Raw genomic sequence first — 17,489 nt, 5'->3', positions numbered from 1 at the left:
TCGGTGTCAAGGGTTACAGCGTGACCAGCCTTTGTCGGCCCTGGCGGCTTCCCGTTTCCGTGGAAGCATGATGGAATCGTTTCCATGGACAAGCGCGCGACGATCAAAGATGTGGCCGAGGCGGCCGGTGTGGGCGTCGCGACCGTGTCCCGCGTGCTGTCGGGCGGCTCGGCCAGCCCGCGCACGCGAGAGCGCGTCCTGGCCGTCGCCGCCCAGCTCGACTACCGCCCCAGCGCACTCGGCCGCAACCTGCGCCAGCGCCGTACCGGAGGCATGGGCCTGCTCGTCCCCGACCTCACCGACACCTTCCACGCCCAGCTCGCCGAGGGCGTGCTGGCCTGCGCCCGCGCGGCCGGCGAGCCGGTCGTGCTCGGCTCCACGGCCGGCGACCCCGAGCAGGAGTCCGAGCTGATCGGGATGCTGCTGGAGCAGAGCGTCGACCGGCTCATCGCCGTGCCGTCGGGTGACGAGGACACCTGGGCGCCCGCGATCCGCGCGGGCATGACGGTGGTCTTCGCCGACCGCCTGCCCGCCCGCCCCTCCTCCGACGAGGACGACGACCCCGCCACCACGGCCGTCAACGACCTCATGCTGCTCGACGGCGTGTCCTCCGGCTCCCGGCCGCGCCCGCTCGACGCGCCGTCCGTGGTGGCCGACGACCGGGCGGGCATCCGTACGGCGGTCCGCTACCTGCGCGGCCTCGGCCACCGGCGCATCGCCTTCCTCGGCGGCCCAGGGCACGACCGGCGGGCGGCGGCGTTCGGGGCCGCCGTGGGCGCGCCCGTGGACGAGGAACTGGTCGTCTTCGCCACCGGCAGCCGCGACTCCGCCTACGCCGCCGCCTCCGGCCTGTTCCAGAGCCGCCCCGACCTGTCGGCGGTCGTCGCCGGGGGCAACGTCCTCGGGGAGGCGGCGGTGCTGGCCGCCAGGGAGCTCGACCTCCGGGTGCCGCGCGACATCTCACTCGTCATGTACGACGACGTGCCCTGGGCCGAGCTGTGCTCCCCGCCCCTGACGGTGATCGCCCAGCCGGGCCGCGACATGGGCTACCGGGCCGCCGAGCTGGTACTGCGCTCAGGGGGGCGCAGGCCGCGCGGGGTGATGCTGCCCACGGAGCTCATCATCAGGGGCAGCTGCGGCCCGCACCGCCAGTGAGCCCTCATCGCGCGCCGGAGTAGCGGCGCGGCAGGATCATCACGGGGTTGTCGTCGAGGATCACCTCCGGCGGGCCGAACCGCGCCGCCACCTCCCTGATCTCCGGCTCGTCCAGCATCAGCAGCCGCCCCTCCTCGACGAACACCTCACCGTCCACCACCACGGTCGGCCGGTCCACCTGGCAGTCGCAGTGGGCGAAACCGGGCCCCGTGGTGACCGGCACCCCGTCGGTCAGGCCGTCGAGGCCGCAGTAGAAGGCCCCCGCGTGCTTCTCCCGCTCGAACTGCGTGCCGCCGGCCAGCCGGACCTTCGGGTTCAGCCCGAACAGGCCGTGCCGCATGTAGAAGCCGCCCGGCGCGTACCTGCGCAGCTGCTCGGCGGCGGCACCGCCTTCGATCTTGCGGACCAGGTTGCCCTCCAGCGTGACGCGCAGCGGCTCCTCGGGCACGCCGGTGACGGTGGAGTCCTCGACGACCAGCACGCCCTCGGTCTCGGTCGGCCAGAAGTTGGCGCCGCCGTACGGGAAGGGCCGCCAGTCGCCCGGCCGCAGCGCGCCGGGGTCGGGGTCGAAGGTCAGCCCGGAGAACGTCACGTCCGTCCCGCGCGGCGACGTCACCCGGATCGAGGAGGCGCGGGACAACTGGCGCAGGGCCCGCCGCAACAGCGCGTAGAAGACCTCGGCGGGCAGCCGGCCGCCGGTCATCAGCGCGCCGGCCGTGGCGGTCATGTGCAGGGACAGGAAGCGGGCGGAGCGGGACTTGATCTGGTCGAAGAACAGCGGCGCCGTGTGCACCTCGCCCCACCAGGTGCCGCTGATCACGACGTCGGCCTCGCGGAAGGCGGCCGTCTCGATGCCCAGCCACGCCTCCCTGTCCCATCCGCCCGGGGTGAACGGCGGCACCGACAGGATGCGCACGTCGGCGTCGCGCAGGGCCGCCGCGGCGGCGATGGCCTGCACGACGACGGGGTCGACGGTGTGCTCCATCATCAGCAGCACGCGCTCGCCCGGCTCCAGCCGGACGTATTCGCACAAGTTGCGCACGCCGGGCATCAGCTCCACGATCGCGTACGGCGACACGGGGGGTTCCGCGACGTAGCTGAAGGGCGATCCGGCGTAAGGATTGGTCGTCATAGCGCGCTCCCTGCGGGACGTGAGTCTCGATGCGGTGCCATCCGCAACCTCGTTTCGATACCCAGCCGATAAGGTGGCGTACCGCGTTCGTACCACTACTGTGCGGAGTAGATGTCTAGACAGGGATACAGTCGGCCATTGTGCTTTTCGGCAGATCGGCGGAGATCGCCGCCATCGACGACCTGCTCGGCCGGGCTCGCGGGGGTGCGGGCGGGGCTCTGGTGCTGCGCGGCGACGCGGGCGTAGGCAAAACGGCCCTGCTCGACCTGGCGGCCACGCGGACCGGCTCGATGCGCGTGCTCCGGGCAACCGGCGCCGAACCCGAATCCGACCTCGCCTTCGCCACCCTGCACCAACTCCTGCGCCCGGTGACGATCCCGGCGGGCGGGCTGCTGGACGCGCTGCCGGAGCCGCAGCGGGAGGCGGTGCGCGGGGCGCTCGGACTGGCCGGGGCCGCTTCTGGTGACCGGTTCCTGCTGGCGGCCGGAGTGCTGTCGCTGCTGGCGGAGGCGTCCGTACCGGACGGGCTGGTCTGCGTGGTGGACGACTTCCAGTGGGTGGACCGAGCCTCCGCCGACGCACTGCTCTTCGCCGCCAGACGCCTGAGCACGGAACGCATCGCGATGCTGCTGTCCGTACGAGGCGCCCTGCCGGTCAAGGGCCTGCCATCCCTGACTCTCGGCGGCCTCCCACCCGACGCAGCCACCGCCCTCATGAACGCCGACATCACATCCGCGACAACGCGCTCGGGCGCCAGTGCGGGTGCCGGCGTTGGGGTCGAAGCTGGGGTCGTGCGGGAACTGGTGAGGCTGACCGGTGGGAACCCGCTGGCCTTGCGTGAGATCGTGCGGCTGCTGAGCCCCGCCCAGCTGGCCGGCCGCGAACCACTGCCGGATCCGCTGCCCGGCGGTGCCCAGCTCTTCGGCGAGCAGGTGGCCGCACTGTCCCCCCAGGCTCGTCAGGTCGCCCTGCTGGCGGCCGTCGAAGGCGATCTGGATCTGGTACTCCGCGCCGCCGCCACGCTGACCCCCTCGCCGGGCGTGACGGCGTCCCCTCGGACAGACGCGGGCCGGGCTGCCTTGCATGAGCTGGAGGCGGCTGGGCTGGTGTCGGTGTCCGGTGCGGGCGTGCGGTTTCGGCATCCGTTGATCCGGTCGGCTGTGCACGAGGCGGCGGCACCCGCTGACCGGCGTGCGGTGCACGCGGTGCTGGGCGGGCTGTGCGAGGGTGATCGGCGTGCCTGGCATCTGGCGGCGGCTGCGCTCGGACAGGACGAGGAGGTGGCCGCGGCGCTGGCTGCGACTGCTGCTCGGGCTCGCGAGCGGGGCGGCTACGGTGATGCGGCCACGGCACTGGTGCGGGCTGCCGAGCTGACCCCCGACCCGGTGAGCAGGGCGGCCAGGCTGAAGGACGCCGCCGTGGCGGCCTGGCTCGGTGGTCGTCCTGGGCAGGCCGAGTCGCTGCTGGCCGAGGCTCGGGAACGGGCCGGCTCCGATCCCGTGACGGCGGCCGAGATCGACCAGTTGCGCGGCAGGTTCGAGCTGAACTCCGGCAGCGCCGCCGAGGCCGTGCGAATTCTGTCCGCGGGTGAAAGCCTGAGCATGCTGGCCGACGCGATGGAGGCCGCCTCGTACGTCGGCGACACCGAGGCCATGATCCGGTTCGGCGGCCGGGCGGCGGCCCATCCGGAGGGTTTCCTGCGTGACGTCCTCGTGGGCATCGGCCTGATGTTGTCCGGCGAGGGGGCTGACGGCGGTGGGCACGGGCTGCTTGTCCGGGCGTTGGGGCGGGTCGGGGAGTTGACGGAGGCGGCTGAGTTTCTGTGGGCTACGGCGGCGGCCAGTCAGTTGGGTGAGGCGGACCTGTCGGCCGAGCTGGCCGGGCGGGCCGGGCGGGTGGCCAGGGTGTCGGGGATGGCCGGGCAACTGCCGGTGGTGCTGGAGTTCGTGGCCACCGGCGAGCGGATCTCCGGGCGGCTGGCGGAGAGTCAGGCCATTTCGGAGGAGGGGCTGGAGCTGGCCCGCGAGGCCGGTTACGGCAACACGGTGGCCGCGCACCTGGCCAACCTGGCGGTGCTGGCGGCGCTGCGCGGTGAGGAGGAGACCTGCGGGCGGCTGGCGCGGGAGGCGCTGGCCATCGCCGTGCCGCACCGGGTGGGGCTGCGCGTCGGGGTGGCCGCGTACGCGCTGGCCATGCTGGAGCTGGGGCTGGGCCGGTTCGCCGCGGCGCACGACCGGTTCACCGCGATGGCGCAGGCGGGTCCGGGCGCCGGGCACCCGGCGGTGGTGTGGCGGTCGGCGCCGGACCGGATCGAGGCCGCCGTGGGCGCGGGCGACACGCGGGCCGCGCGGGCGGCGCTGGAGGTGTACGGGCGACGGTCGGCGCACGCCCGCACCGACGAGTCGCGCGCGCTGCTGGCCCGCTGTCACGCCCTGGTCGAGGACGACGCCGGCGGGTTCGAGGAGGCGCTGCGGCTGCACGCCAACCCGTTCGAGGCGGCCAGGACCGGGTTGCTGCTGGGCGAGCGGCTGCGCCGGGCGTACCGTCCAGGCGAGGCGCGGCCCCGGCTGAGGGCGGCGATGGAGACGTTCGAGGCGGCGGGGGCGCGACCGTGGGCGCGGCGCGCGCAGGGTGAGCTGCGCGCGGCGGGCGAGAGCGCCGAACCCGCGCCGGGGCCGCTGCTCGACGCGCTGACGCCGCAGGAGCTGCGCATCGCCGGGCTGGTCGCCGACGGCCTGTCCAGCAAGGAGATCGCCGCGCGGCTGTTCCTCAGCCCGCGCACGGTCGAGTACCACCTGTACAAGATCTATCCGAAGCTGGGCATCACCACCCGTACGGAACTGGCGCGGCTGGTAGTTCTACGGAAGGCGGGCACGGCCCGGCAGGACATGCTTTGAGCATGCATGTCGATATCTGGAGTGAAGAGTTCGGCGCCGCCACCGACGCGCCGATCCTGCTGATCATGGGGTCGATGTCGCAGGGGATCCTGTGGCCGGACGAGTTCGTCGGCAGGCTGACCGCGGGCGGGCGCCGGGTGATCCGGTACGACCACCGCGACACCGGCCGGTCCGGCACCGTCGACTTCACCGCGCACCCGTACACGTGGGAGGACATCAAGGACGACGTGCTGCGAGTGATGGACGCGCACGGGCTGGAGAGCGCGCACCTGGTCTGTCACTCGGCGGGCGGGCTGCTCGGCCAGCTGATCGCGGTGGAGCGGCCGCAACGGGTGCGGACGCTCACCGTCATCGGCTCCTCACCGCTCGGCGGCGGCGAGGGCATGGTGATCATGCGCGCGCTGATGGGGCAGCCGCAGCCGGAGGGCAGCCTGCCCGAGCCCGCGCCGGAGTTCACCGCCTTCTTCCGCGAACTGATCGCCGCGCCGCCGCCTCAGGACCGCAGGGAGCGGATCGAGGTCATGATCGCCGAGCAGCGGGTGCTGCACGGCACGGCGCTGCCGTTCGACGAGGACGCCGCCCGCCGGCTCCAGGAACGGATCTACGACCGGGCCCGCGACCTGGACGCCGTGGCCAACCATCGCCTGGCGGCGGCGGCCAGGCCGGACTTCGAGCCGGTGGGCGTGCTGGGCCGGATCAAGGCGCCCACGCTGGTCGTCGAGGGCACCCACGAGCCGGCCAAGCCGGGCCACGGCGCGCTCATCGCGAAGGAGATCCCGGGGGCGCGGCTGCTGATGATCGACGGCATGGGGCACACGCTGCCCCCGGAGGTGCACGAGGAACTGGCCACGGCCGTCCTCGCGCACACCGCCGGGTAGCGGCGCCGGCCGGCGCGTCCGACGCGCGTCAGAGGAGCTTTTCGATGGCTCCGGTGACCGCGGGGTCCTCGGGGGTGGTGCGGGGGCGGAAGCGGGCCACGACCCGGCCGTCGCCGTCCACCAGGAACTTCTCGAAGTTCCACTGGATGTCGCCGGCCTCGCCCTGCTCGTCGGCGGCCTGGGTCAGCTCGGCGTAGAGCGCGTGCCGGCCGGGCCCGTTGACCTCGGCCTTCTCCAGGAGCGGGAAGTCCACGCCGTACGTGGTGGCGCAGAACTGCTCGATCTCCTCGGCCGAGCCCGGCTCCTGGCCGGCGAACTGGTTGCACGGCATGCCGATGACGGTGAAGCCGCGGGGGCCGTACTGCCGCTGGAGCTGCACCAGCCCGCCGTACTGGGGCGTGAGGCCGCATTTCGAGGCCACGTTGACGATCAGGGCGGGCTTGCCGCCCGTCAGTTCCGCCAACGTCGTTGGGGCGTCCGCGAGGGTGCGGAGCGGGATGTCGCTGAGGCTCATGATGTGACCCTACAGAACGAGTCAGGACGATAAATGTGACGCAGTCCTCAATCTCGCCACCAACCCCCAGTAAAAGGTATATATCGAGATCTTTACTGACGATCCGCCTTTTCATCGTCAATTCGCTGTAAAGGGAACCAGTCGGGCACTGTGCTGCGGTCCATGAACCCCCTCGAAAGGGAACCCGCATGCCCATGCTCCGCCGTACCGGCGTCCTGGTCCTGACCGCCACCCTGGTGGCGGCGGGCGGCGCCTCGGCCGCACAGGCGCAGAGCTCCCAGACCAGCGGCAAGAACAAGTCCATCGCCCGGCCCCTGGTGGCCGCGCGCGGCTGGAACCTGGCCCAGTTCGGATGCCTGGTGAGCCTCTGGCACAGAGAGAGCGGATGGAACCACCGCGCCGGCAACCGCTCGTCGGGCGCCTACGGCATCCCGCAGGCGCTCCCCGGGCACAAGATGGCCTCGGCCGGCAGCGACTGGCGGACCAACCCCCGCACCCAGATCAAGTGGGGCCTGTCCTACATCAAGCAGCGTTACTCCTCGCCGTGTCGCGCCTGGGGGCACTTCCAATCCCACGGTTGGTACTGACCCAAACCCCAGGTTTGATCGCGTTTTCCGGCAAGGCCCGCCCAGGCAGGCGGCGAACCGGGCAATCCCGCTCCAGCGAGAGGACCTTTTATCCGCAACGATCACACAAACACCTGTCCTTCGCGTGTCCCCATCCGTGAACCGCGGTGACAGCGCGTAATAGGAATCGTGCTAGAGGACACGTCGCGGTGCCCTCCGGGCCGCCCAGCGAGATCGGGCGGTAACGGAAATCCCGGAGGGCCACGCGGACCCTCCGCGCCCGAGCCACGGGCGCGGACCGGCAGGGCGCCGGCTGACGGCGCCCGTCCGCACGCGACCCGACAGTGAGGATTCCCGTGGACAAGCGAGCCCTGAGCGGCACACTCATCTCCGTCACCGCGATCACCGCGTTCGGCACCGCCCTACCGGCCCTGGCCGAGTCCCGGCCACCGGTCAGGACCGGTGTCTGGACCACGTCGGCGCAACCGAAGATGGCGGCCGTGCGGCCGTCGACCCGGAACAAGAAGATCGCCCTCGACCACGTCGTCCAGCGCTCCTGGAACGCCCGGGAGTTCCACTGCCTGGACAACCTGTGGACCCGCGAGAGCGGATGGAACCACAAGGCGCTCAACCGCTCGTCGGGCGCGTACGGCATCCCGCAGGCCCTTCCCGCCGGCAAGATGAGCGGTGCCGGCCGCGACTGGAAGTCGAACCCGGAGACGCAGATCCGGTGGGGCCTGGCCTACATCAAGGGGAGGTACGGCAGGCCTTGCGGCGCCTGGGGGCACTGGAGATCACACAACTGGTACTAGCCCGTTCCGGAGGGCATCCGGAGCAGCTCACCGGGTGCCCTCCCGACGGCCCGCGTGCGCCTCGATCGCCTTGATCAGCAGTTCGAGCCCGAACTCGAACTCGGCCTCGTGGTCGCACTCGGCCAGCAGCTCCGCCAGCGAGCTCACCTCGGGGAACAGCGCGGGATCGACGCCGTCCGCCGTGATCGTCCTGGTCTGCTCGGGCGCGAACGCGGGCGTCACCCCGACCTCGCGCAGCAGCGAGCCGACGATGTAGGCGATGAACATGCGCAGCATCCGCACCGCGTCCGCCCCGTCGAACCCGGCGCCGCGCAGCGTGGCCAGCGCCCGCTCGACGGGCAGCAGCCCGGCGGCCGAGTGGAGCTGGCGGCTGACGACCAGCATGGTCGAGCGCGGATGGTGGTGGGCGATCTGCCGGAAGGCCCGCGCCTGCGCGCGCACCCGGTCGGTCCAGTGGGCGTCGGGGTCGTCGGTGAACTCGATCCGGCTCAGCACCGCCTCGGCCACCCCGTTGAGCAGGGCGTCCTTGTTGGGCACGTGGTTGTAGAGCGACATCACCCCCACACCGAGCTCGGCCGCGATGCGCCGCATGGAGACCGCGTCGGCGCCCTCGCGCTCGATGAGGTCGATGGCCGCGGCGACGATGCGTCCCCGGGAGAGGCGCTCGATGCTCATAGCTCATTCTACGGACCGCGACGATCTACGGACCCCGATGATCCGATCGCGGTGATCCACCGGCCGCAGCGATCCACCGACCGTGGCTATCCACCGACCGCGGCGATCCACCGACCGCGGCGATCGCGCCCGGCGCGGGCGAAGATCCGGCAGACTGGGCCTGATGCGGCGGATAGTGACCTATCGCGACGCCGTGGCGCTGCTCGGCGGCCCGAGCGCGATCACGGACGTCCTCGACAAGGCCTCGTCCATGGCCCTGTTCGGGCTGGGCGCGATCGACCTGTTCGACGCGCGGGCCGAGGCCGTACGGCTCGGCGACGCGTTCCTCCGCCGGCTGCGCGACCAGGTCAAGGGCCTGAGCCGGTACGACACCACCCAGCGGCTGGCCGCGGCGCACTCGGTCATCGTGGTCACCGCCTACCTCGACGCGCTCGCCGAGGTGGACGTGCTGCGCGAGCTCACGCCGGACGACCAGCGCAGGATCACCGGCGCGGAGGAGGTCGGGCGGTCGCTGATCTCGTGCCGGGCGCCGCTGCCCTCCCCCGCCGTCCCGTTCGAGAAGGTGCTGAGGAGCGTCGAGGAGACCTACGCGGACTACACCGTCTCGCTGACCGGTTTCCTGTCCGGGCTGGCATGCTGGGACCGCTGGGACGAGACCACCAGGGCCGGGCTCGCCGGCGACCTGCCGCCGCGCGCGAGACGCCGTTACGAGGAGCTGTTCCACCGGCTCGCGGCCGACTTCCCCGAGGTGGCGTGCTGGGCCGACCGCGTCGACCACCAGGCCACCCGGGTGGAGGTCAGAGACCTGGCGCGCGGCCTCGACGGCATCAGGGAGCAGCTCGCCGCGATCCCGGTGACGCGCACCCCGTCCGACCGGCTGGCGGCGCTGATCAGGTCGAACCGGGCCGTGCTCGCCCGCCCGTCCGTGTCCTCCGCCCAGACGCCGCCGGGGATGCGGATCCCCTCGCTGGAGCAGGGGTACGTCGATCCCGGCTACCGGCTGCTCCCCCCGCCGACGGCGAGACGTCCGGTCACCGCGGAGGAGGAGTGGGCGCCGCTGCCCCGCCGGCACGACCTGGCCTCTTTCCTGGCCGGCCATCTCACGCTGCCCGAGGCCACGCACGCGCCCCTCCTCGTGCTCGGCCAGCCGGGCGCGGGCAAGTCGGTGCTGACCCGGGTGCTGGCCGCCCGGCTGCCCGACAGCGAGTTCCTGCCGCTCCGCGTCGAGCTGCGCGACCTCCCCGCCGACAGCGACGTGCTGGCGCAGATCGAGCACGGCATCAGGTCCGCGCTGGACGAGACGATGTCGTGGCCGGAGTTCGTGCACGCGGGCGGCGGGGCGCTGCCCGTCGTCCTGCTGGACGGCTTCGACGAGCTGCTCCAGGCGACCGGCGTGAACCAGAGCGACTACCTGGAGCGGGTGGCCCGCTTCCAGCAGGCCCAGGCCGAGCGGGGCCGGGCGCTGGCGGTCGTCGTCACCTCCAGGACGGCGGTGGCCGACCGGGCGCGGATCCCGCCGGAGACGTCCGTCATCCGGCTGGAGCCGTTCGACGACGACCAGATCCGCCGGTGGGTCACCACCTGGAACGACGGCAACGACGGCTACTTCCGCGAGCGCGGCCTCCAGCCCCTGCCCGTGGAGCGGGTGCTGGCCGTGCGCAACCTCGCCGAGCAGCCCCTGCTGCTGCTCATGCTCGCCCTGTACGACGCCGACGCGAACGCGCTGCGCCTCATGCGCGAGGACCTGCACGAGGCCGAGTTGTACGAACGCCTGCTGCAGGGCTTCGCCGCCCGCGAGATCGGCAAGGCGCAGGCGGACCTCACGGACGAGGAGCTGGCACGGGCCGTGGAGGACGCGCTGCTGCGCCTGTCGATCACCGCGTTCGCGATGTTCAACCGGGGCCGGCAGTGGGTCGCCGAGCCCGACCTGGACGCCGACCTGCGGGCGCTGCTGCCGGAGGAGACCTCCCCCGCCCAGAGCCAGGGCCTGCGCCGTTCGCTGACCCCGGCCGAGAGCGTCATCGGCGGCTTCTTCTTCGTGCACACCACCCAGGCGCTCCGCGACGACCAGCGGCTCAAGACCTACGAGTTCCTGCACGCCACGTTCGGCGAGTACCTGGTCGCCCGGCTGGTCGTCAGGGAGCTGGCCGACCTGGCGGAGGAGCTCGCGTTCGCCACGTCCCGCCGCCGCCCCGCCCGTCCGGACGACGCCTTCATGCACGCGCTGCTGTCGTTCGCGGCCCTCACCGTCCGCGCCCCCACCGTGGACTTCCTCGGGTACGGCCTGGCGGCCGTCCCGCCCGACCGGCGCGCGCTGCTGACCCGGCACCTGTGCGAGCTGTTCGCCGGTTCGCTGATGGAGCGGCCCGGCTCCCCGTACGACGCCTACCAGCCGGTACGGGCGGAGGCCACCGTCCGGTACGCCGCCTACAGCGCCAACCTGCTGCTGCTCGCCGTGCTGTCGGCGGACGAGCCGATCGCGAGCACGGACCTGCTCGGCACCGACCAGCCCGAGCCGGCGAACGAGCTGTGGCGCCGGATCTCCCGGCTGTGGCACGCGCAGCTCAGCAGGGCGGAGTGGGACTCGCTCACCCGCACCGTCAGGATCCGCCACTCCGTGAGCGGCAGGAGCAGGATGATGACGGCCGGGTTCGAGCGGGACCCGGTCATCGATCTCCGTGAACTGGCCTTCTTCACCTGGCCGGGCGAGGGTGAAGGGACTCAGAGTCCGTACCGGATGCGGTCGAGGCGCGTGCCCTGGATGCGCGAGATCGCCTTCCGCGACGACACCACGCTCGCCCACCTCTTCGTCGACCTGCTCCCCTACCTGACGGAGATCGACGAAACCCTCGACGCCCACCCCCACAGCCCCGTCGCCGATCTGCTCGCCGTCCTGCTGAGCCGCACCCCCGACATCCGCGCCTACGCGCGGGCGCTGGACCGGCCGCCGACGTGGGAGTACGTGGATCGGGTGCTGAAGCAGTTGGAGGTGGACGCCCGCCATCTGCCCGACGCCGACGTGCTGCACATCGTCACCGTCGCCTGCCTCTGGTGGCGGGGCCCCGACCGGCTGGAGAACGTCCTGCGTGTCCTGCGCGACCGACCGGACACCAGCCCTGACGTGCTGGCGGCGGTGGAGCGGCTAGTCCGCGGGAAGGCACAGGACGAGCCGGGTTTCCGGTCCTTCCCCGATCCTGAGGTCTCCCCCGTGGGCCCTGGCGATGTCGCGGGCGATGGGCAGGCCGAGCCCGCTCCCCCCGGTGTCGCGTGACCTGGTCGTGTCCAGCCGGGTGAAGCGCTCGAACACGGTCTCCCGCAAGGGCTCGGGAATGCCCGGCCCGTCGTCCGACACCTCCAGCAGCGCCTCCTCGCCCCGCCGGCACACCGAGACCCGCACCCGCGTGTCGCCGTACCGGTCGGCGTTGGACAGCAGATTGGTGAACAGCCGGGCCAGCCGCAGCCGGTTCCCCCTGACGAACACGCACGGTTCGAGGCTCAGGGTGACCGGCAGCCGGCCGAGACGGCGCCCGGCCTCCTCCTCGACCAGCCGTCCCAGGTCGACGCGCTCCTGCCGGATGTCGGCGCCGGCGTCGAGGCGCGCCATCAGCAGCAGGTCCTGCACGATGTCGGACAATCGCCGGACGTCGTTCAGCGCGGCCCGCCAGTCCTCCCCGGTACGCTCCTCCAGTCCGGCCTCCAGCCGTACCATCAGCGCCGTGATCGGGGTGCGCAGCTCGTGCGAGGCGTCGGAGACGAACCGCCGGTGCCTGGCCACGGCGTCCTCCAGCCGGGCCAGCGTGTCGTTGACGGTCGTGGCCAGCTCGGCCACCTCGTCCTGGGTACCGGGCACCTCGATGCGCCGGCTGAGGTCCTCGGCGCTGATCCGCTCCAGCCCGCGCCTGATGCGCTCGACGGGGGCCAGCACGTGGCCGACGCCGTACCAGGCGCCCCAGCCCATCAGTGCCAGGAGCACGCCGGAGGCGCCGAAGAGGATGGCGGCGACGTAGGACGCTTCGAGCTGGAACGGCTCACGGATCGCGGCGTAGGCCACGACCGACCCGTAGGCGGTGGAGCGGTTGCTGGTGCCCACGACCACCAGGCAGCCCTCGGGCAGGCACACCCGGGAGCTGACCCGCGAGTCGCCGCCCGCGGGCCGCTCCAGGGTGAGCGGCGGCCGGCCTTGGAGCCCCGCGCTGGCCGCCACGACCTCGCCGTCCAGGTTGACGACCTGCAGCAGGCCCACACCGGCCTGCGGCGGGATCGGGCCGGGGAACTTACGGTCGTCGATGAGCGTGGTGATGCGCCGGCTGGCCTCGTCGGCCTGATCGACGATCCTGTCCCTGACCCGCGACGGGTACAGGAGTGAGATCACCGACGCCCCGCTCAGCAGCAGGATGCCGAACACGACCACCGTCGCGATCGTCATCCTGCACCTGATGGACCGACAGTGCGCCATGCGTCACACTGTGCCACTTACATGACAAAACGCAGGTCAAACGCACACCCACCGTCATTCGTGGTAGCGGCGGTGCAGCTCGTGGACCTCCTCCGCCAGCTCGGGCACCGGCCCCTCGACGACGACCCCGGGGGCGACCTCGTTGACCGGCAGCGGGCGGACGGGCGCGGCGGGCACGCCCAGCTCGCTCAGCCAGCCGTCGAGCTGGACCGAGGAGGAGGCGTAGACGATGCGGCCCAGCCCGACCCAGGCGTGCGCGGCGGCGCACATCGGGCAGTGCTCGCCCGAGGTGTAGACGGTGGCCGCGGCCCGCTGCTCGGGTGTCAGGTGCTCGGCCGCCCAGCGGGCGAGCGCGAACTCCGGATGCCGGGTGCGGTCTCCCGACGCCACCCGGTTGTGGTCCTCGGCCAGGGCGGCGCCGTCGCCCGAAACCAGCACCGAGCCGAACGGTTCGTCGCCCAGCTCCAGGGCCCGGGTGGCCAGCTCGACGCAGCGGCGCAGATGCGGCAGCTCGGATTGCTCGATCATGATTCACCATCTCAGACGTGAGTGCGACCGCCGCGCGAGCGGGTAACGGTCCGCCGGAAGTGCACGATCTTTCACGTTTGCGCACGTCACATACGGAAACCCCACCGTGAGGCCACAGAAAATCGGTTGATCCCACGTATTAGCCTAGAAGGGATGCCTCCCGATACGCACAAACCTCGCCGTCCCCTGCTCTCCTCCAACTCACTGTGGCGGATGAAGTCCTACCTCCGCCCCTACGTCACCAGACTGATCATCATCTGGCTGACGGCGATCGCCGGAATCGCCACCGTCATCGCGTTCCCTCTCATCATCGAGAGAGTCATCGACGGGCCCGTGCACCACGGTGACGCCGGCGGGCTGCTACCCCTCGGGCTGCTGGCGATCGGCGTCGGCGCCCTGGAGGCGCTGCTGATCCTGTTCCGGCGCTACATGCAGGTCCGGCCGGTGCTCGGCCTGGAGACCGCACTCCGCGACGACCTCTACGAGCACCTGCAGCGCCTGCCCATGGGGTTCCACGGAGACTGGCAGTCCGGGCAGCTGTTATCACGGGCGACCACCGACCTGTCGACGATCCGCCGCTTCCTCGGCTTCGGCATGCTCTTCCTGGTCATGAACGTGCTCCAGGTCGGCGCGGTCACCGTGCTGCTGCTGAACAAGTACTGGCCGCTCGGGCTGCTGGTGCTGGCCTCGGTCGTGCCGATCGTGTGGACGTCGCTGCGCTTCGAGAAGCGCTACATCAGGATCTCCCGCCAGGTCCAGGACGAGCAGGGCGACCTCGCCACGCTCGTCGAGGAGTCCGCGATCGGCATCCGCACGATCAAGGCGTTCGGCCGCCGCCACCACGTCTACGACCGGTACGACGACGCCGCCCGCAAGGTGTACGGCTCGTCGATGGACAAGGTACGCCTGTCGGCCAAATTCTTCTCCTTCCTGGAGATCATCCCCAACATCACGCTGGCCCTGGTGGTGCTGCTCGGCGCGCTGGCGGTCGGCGAGGGCGCGCTGACGCTGGGCGCGCTGGTCGCCTTCACCACGCTGATGCTGCAGCTCGTCTGGCCCGTGGCCAGCCTGGGCTACCTGCTGGCGATGGCCCAGGAGGCGATGACCTCGGCCGACCGGCTCATGGAGGTGATGGACACCGTCCCGGCCATCGAGGGCGGCACCGGCACCATCGAGGAGCCGCGCGGCCACCTGCGCTTCGAGGGCGTCGGCTTCCGCTTCGCCGACTCCGAGGAGCCGGTGCTGCGTGACGTCTGGCTGGAGGTGCGGCCGGGCGAGACCGTGGCCATCGTGGGCGCGACCGGGGCGGGCAAGACCACCCTGACCGCGCTGGTGCCGCGCCTGATCGACCCCACCTCCGGCCGGGTCACGATCGACGGTCACGACGTACGCGACCTCGACCTGAAGACGCTGCGCTCGGTGGTGGCGACGGCGTTCGAGGAGCCCACGCTGTTCTCGATGAGCGTGCGCGAGAACCTCATGCTCGGCCGGCTCGACGCGACCGAGGATGAGCTGGCGCAGGCCATCCAGACCGCGCAGGCCATGTTCGTCTACGACCTGCCGTGGGGGCTCGACACCCGGATCGGCGAGCAGGGGCTGTCGCTGTCCGGCGGCCAGCGGCAGCGGCTCGCCCTGGCCAGGGCGGTGCTGAGCAAGCCGCGCGTCCTCGTGCTCGACGACACGCTGTCGGCGCTCGACGCCGAGACCGAGGCCCTGGTGGAGGAGGCGCTGCGGCACGTGCTGCGCGAGGCGACCGGCATCGTGGTCGCCCACCGGGCCTCCACCGTGCTGCTGGCCGACAAGGTCGCGCTGCTGCGCGACGGCACCATCACCCACGTCGGGCAGCACCGCGAACTGCTGGCCCAGGTGCCCGAATACCGGGAGCTGCTGGCCCAGGACGCCGACTTCGACGACGCCTCGGAAGGAGCGCTGCGATGACCACCCCCGCCACCATGACGACGGCTCCCGAGAAGAGCGGCGACTGGCGCGGCGTCGCCTCGGAGGATCAGGACGAGCTGCCGGACAAGGTGTCCGTGCTGCTGCGCTCGCGCTCGCGGCGGCTGCTCGGTGACCTGCTGCGGCCGTACCGGAAGAAGATCGCGCTGCTCGTCCTGATCATCGTGACCTCCAACGCGGCCGGGCTGTCCATCCCGTTCCTGGTCTCGGTGGGGATCGACGAGGGCATCCCGCCGATCGTGTCCGGGTCGGGCGCCACGGTCCTGGTCACGGTGGTCGGGGTGATCCTGGCCGCCGCGATCATCCAGGCGTTCACCCGGCAGGCGTTCCTGGGGCTGATGGGCTCGATCGGCCAGAACATCCTGCTGGAACTGCGCAGAAGGGTGTTCGACCACTTCCAGCGGCTGTCGCTGAGCTTCCACGAGGGCTACACCTCCGGCCGGGTCATCTCCCGGCTGACCTCCGACATCGAGGCCATCGCCGAGCTGGTGCAGTCGGGGTTCGACGCGCTGGTCAAGGCGGTGCTGACGCTGGTCGGCACGGCGGTGCTGCTGCTCATCCTGGACGTGCACCTGGGCCTGGTGGCGCTGGTCCCGCTGCCGCTGCTGCTGCTGTTCACCAAGTGGTTCCAGCGGCAGTCGGCCATCGTCTACCGGCGCACCCGCGAGGCGGTCGCCCTGGTGATCGTGCACTTCGTGGAGTCGATGATCGGCATCCGCGCGGTGCAGGCGTTCCGCAGGGAGCCGCGCAACCAGGAGATCTTCAAGCAGCTCAACGACGACTACCGGGCCGCGAACGCGCGCAGCATGTACCTCGGCGCGACGTTCATGACCGGCGTCAGGCTGATCGGCAACATGACGATCGGCGCCGTGCTGCTCTACGGCGGCTACCTGGCCCTGCACGGCGAGGTCAACATCGGCGTGCTGGCCGCGTTCCTGCTGTACCTGCGCCAGTTCTACGAGCCGATGCAGGAGATCAGCCAGTTCTACAACACGCTGCAGTCGGCCGGCGCGGCGCTGGAGAAGCTGTCGGGCGTGCTGGAGGAGGAGCCCTCGGTGCCCGAGCCGCGCGAGCCGGCGTCGCTGCCGCAGGGCAGGGCGCGCGGCAAGGTGCGCTTCGACGGGGTCGAGTTCGCCTACGTCAAGGAGATGCCGATCCTGCCCCGCCTCGATCTGACGATCCCGGCGGGTCAGAGCGTGGCGCTGGTCGGCGCGACGGGCGCGGGCAAGACCACGCTGGCCAAGCTGATCTCCCGCTTCTACGACCCGACCGAGGGCGCCGTGCTGCTCGACGGCGCCGATCTGCGCACGCTCGACGAGCCGACGCTGCGTCAGGCCGTGGTCATGGTGACGCAGGAGAACTTCCTGTTCAGCGGTACGGTCGCGGACAACATCAGGTTCGGCCGCCCCGACGCCGGCGACCACCAGATCCGTGAGGCGGCCAAGGCCATCGGCGCCCACGAGTTCATCGCGGGCCTGCCCGACGGCTACGACACCGAGGTGGGCAAGCGCGGCGGCCGCATGTCGGCCGGGCAGCGGCAGCTCGTCGCGTTCGCCAGGGCGTTCCTGGCCGATCCGGCGGTGCTCATCCTCGACGAGGCGACCTCCAGCCTCGACGTGCCGAGCGAGCGGCTGGTGCAGCGGGCGCTGCGGACGATCCTGGCCGACCGGACGGCGCTGATCATCGCGCACCGGCTGTCGACGGTGGAGATAGCCGACCGGGTGCTGGTGATGGAGCACGGCCGGATCGTCGAGGACGGCCCGCCCGACCAGCTCATCGCCGCCTCCGGGCGCTTCGCCGGGCTGCACCGGGCCTGGCTGGAGAGCCTGAGCTAGCGTCCTGCGTCGCGGCGGCCGGACTCGGTCGGAGAGCCTGAGCCCGCGTCGCCGTGAGCGGCCGCGCGGGCGTGCCCGTCAGGAG

At 71.8% G+C, this 17,489-nt stretch carries 12 protein-coding genes and 1 pseudogene; 8 read left to right on the top strand and 5 right to left on the bottom strand.

Annotated elements, in window-relative coordinates:
* Positions 1-84 precede the first annotated feature (84 nt).
* Complete coding sequence (locus OIE67_RS08650) at positions 85-1,155, top strand: LacI family DNA-binding transcriptional regulator (RefSeq protein ID WP_326638368.1); 1,071 nt, start codon at positions 85-87, stop codon at positions 1,153-1,155.
* A gap of 4 nt (positions 1,156-1,159) precedes the next feature.
* On the opposite strand, the gene OIE67_RS08645 is transcribed toward OIE67_RS08650, so the two are convergent.
* On the bottom strand, positions 1,160-2,287 hold the full coding sequence (locus tag OIE67_RS08645) for a hypothetical protein (protein WP_326638366.1): 1,128 nt from the start codon (positions 2,285-2,287) through the stop codon (positions 1,160-1,162).
* A 140-nt stretch (positions 2,288-2,427) separates the two neighbouring features.
* Here OIE67_RS08645 and OIE67_RS08640 point away from each other — a divergent pair, with 140 nt between their 5' ends.
* Together OIE67_RS08640 and OIE67_RS08635 are read left to right on the top strand one after the other, a co-directional pair.
* Positions 2,428-5,184 carry an AAA family ATPase gene (locus OIE67_RS08640; protein WP_326638364.1) on the top strand — a complete coding sequence of 919 codons (2,757 nt, stop codon included), beginning with the start codon at positions 2,428-2,430 and terminating at the stop codon, positions 5,182-5,184.
* 2 nt (positions 5,185-5,186) lie between these two features.
* On the top strand, positions 5,187-6,062 hold the full coding sequence (locus OIE67_RS08635; protein WP_326638362.1) for an alpha/beta fold hydrolase: 876 nt from the start codon (positions 5,187-5,189) through the stop codon (positions 6,060-6,062).
* Positions 6,063-6,090: 28 nt separating this feature from the next.
* On the opposite strand, the gene OIE67_RS08630 is transcribed toward OIE67_RS08635, so the two are convergent.
* On the bottom strand, positions 6,091-6,576 hold the full coding sequence (locus OIE67_RS08630) for a glutathione peroxidase (RefSeq protein ID WP_326638360.1): 486 nt from the start codon (positions 6,574-6,576) through the stop codon (positions 6,091-6,093).
* Between the two features lie 188 nt (positions 6,577-6,764).
* Here OIE67_RS08630 and OIE67_RS55740 point away from each other — a divergent pair, with 188 nt between their 5' ends.
* Both OIE67_RS55740 and OIE67_RS08620 read left to right on the top strand, forming a co-directional pair.
* Positions 6,765-7,163 (top strand): aggregation-promoting factor C-terminal-like domain-containing protein, encoded by a 399-nt coding sequence (locus OIE67_RS55740; RefSeq protein WP_326638359.1) that lies wholly within the window; start codon positions 6,765-6,767, stop codon positions 7,161-7,163.
* Positions 7,164-7,498: 335 nt separating this feature from the next.
* Entirely contained in the window at positions 7,499-7,954 is a 456-nt protein-coding gene (locus OIE67_RS08620; protein ID WP_181306904.1) for an aggregation-promoting factor C-terminal-like domain-containing protein, read from the top strand.
* A gap of 27 nt (positions 7,955-7,981) precedes the next feature.
* Here OIE67_RS08620 and OIE67_RS08615 read toward each other — a convergent pair whose 3' ends face one another.
* Complete coding sequence (locus OIE67_RS08615) at positions 7,982-8,629, bottom strand: TetR/AcrR family transcriptional regulator C-terminal domain-containing protein (protein ID WP_106234394.1); 648 nt, start codon at positions 8,627-8,629, stop codon at positions 7,982-7,984.
* A gap of 163 nt (positions 8,630-8,792) precedes the next feature.
* On the opposite strand from OIE67_RS08615, the pseudogene OIE67_RS55390 reads away from it, so the two are divergent.
* A pseudogene (locus OIE67_RS55390) lies at positions 8,793-9,389 on the top strand (NACHT N-terminal helical domain 7-containing protein); the annotation flags it as partial.
* 2,382 nt (positions 9,390-11,771) lie between these two features.
* Here the strand turns inward: OIE67_RS55390 and OIE67_RS08610 are convergent.
* A complete protein-coding gene (locus tag OIE67_RS08610) occupies positions 11,772-13,055 on the bottom strand; it encodes a sensor histidine kinase (RefSeq protein ID WP_326638355.1) in 1,284 nt (427 codons plus the stop codon).
* An 84-nt stretch (positions 13,056-13,139) separates the two neighbouring features.
* Positions 13,140-13,613 (bottom strand): nucleoside deaminase, encoded by a 474-nt coding sequence (locus OIE67_RS08605; RefSeq protein WP_326638352.1) that lies wholly within the window; start codon positions 13,611-13,613, stop codon positions 13,140-13,142.
* Positions 13,614-13,826: 213 nt separating this feature from the next.
* Between OIE67_RS08605 and OIE67_RS08600 the strand changes: the two genes are divergently transcribed.
* Both OIE67_RS08600 and OIE67_RS08595 read left to right on the top strand, forming a co-directional pair.
* The gene (locus OIE67_RS08600) at positions 13,827-15,551 is read left to right on the top strand and encodes an ABC transporter ATP-binding protein (protein ID WP_326638351.1); all 1,725 of its coding nucleotides are present in this window, start codon (positions 13,827-13,829) and stop codon (positions 15,549-15,551) included.
* The gene (locus OIE67_RS08595; protein ID WP_326638349.1) at positions 15,548-17,404 is read left to right on the top strand and encodes an ABC transporter ATP-binding protein; all 1,857 of its coding nucleotides are present in this window, start codon (positions 15,548-15,550) and stop codon (positions 17,402-17,404) included. The genes OIE67_RS08600 and OIE67_RS08595 overlap by 4 nt, the downstream gene beginning before the upstream one ends.
* Positions 17,405-17,489: the final 85 nt, after the last annotated feature.

Origin of the sequence: Nonomuraea fuscirosea, assembly GCF_035917475.1 — a bacterium.
Lineage (GTDB): Bacteria > Actinomycetota > Actinomycetes > Streptosporangiales > Streptosporangiaceae > Nonomuraea > Nonomuraea fuscirosea.
Note: the sequence above shows the minus strand (reverse complement) of the source record. Positions and strands in the feature narration are given on the sequence as shown.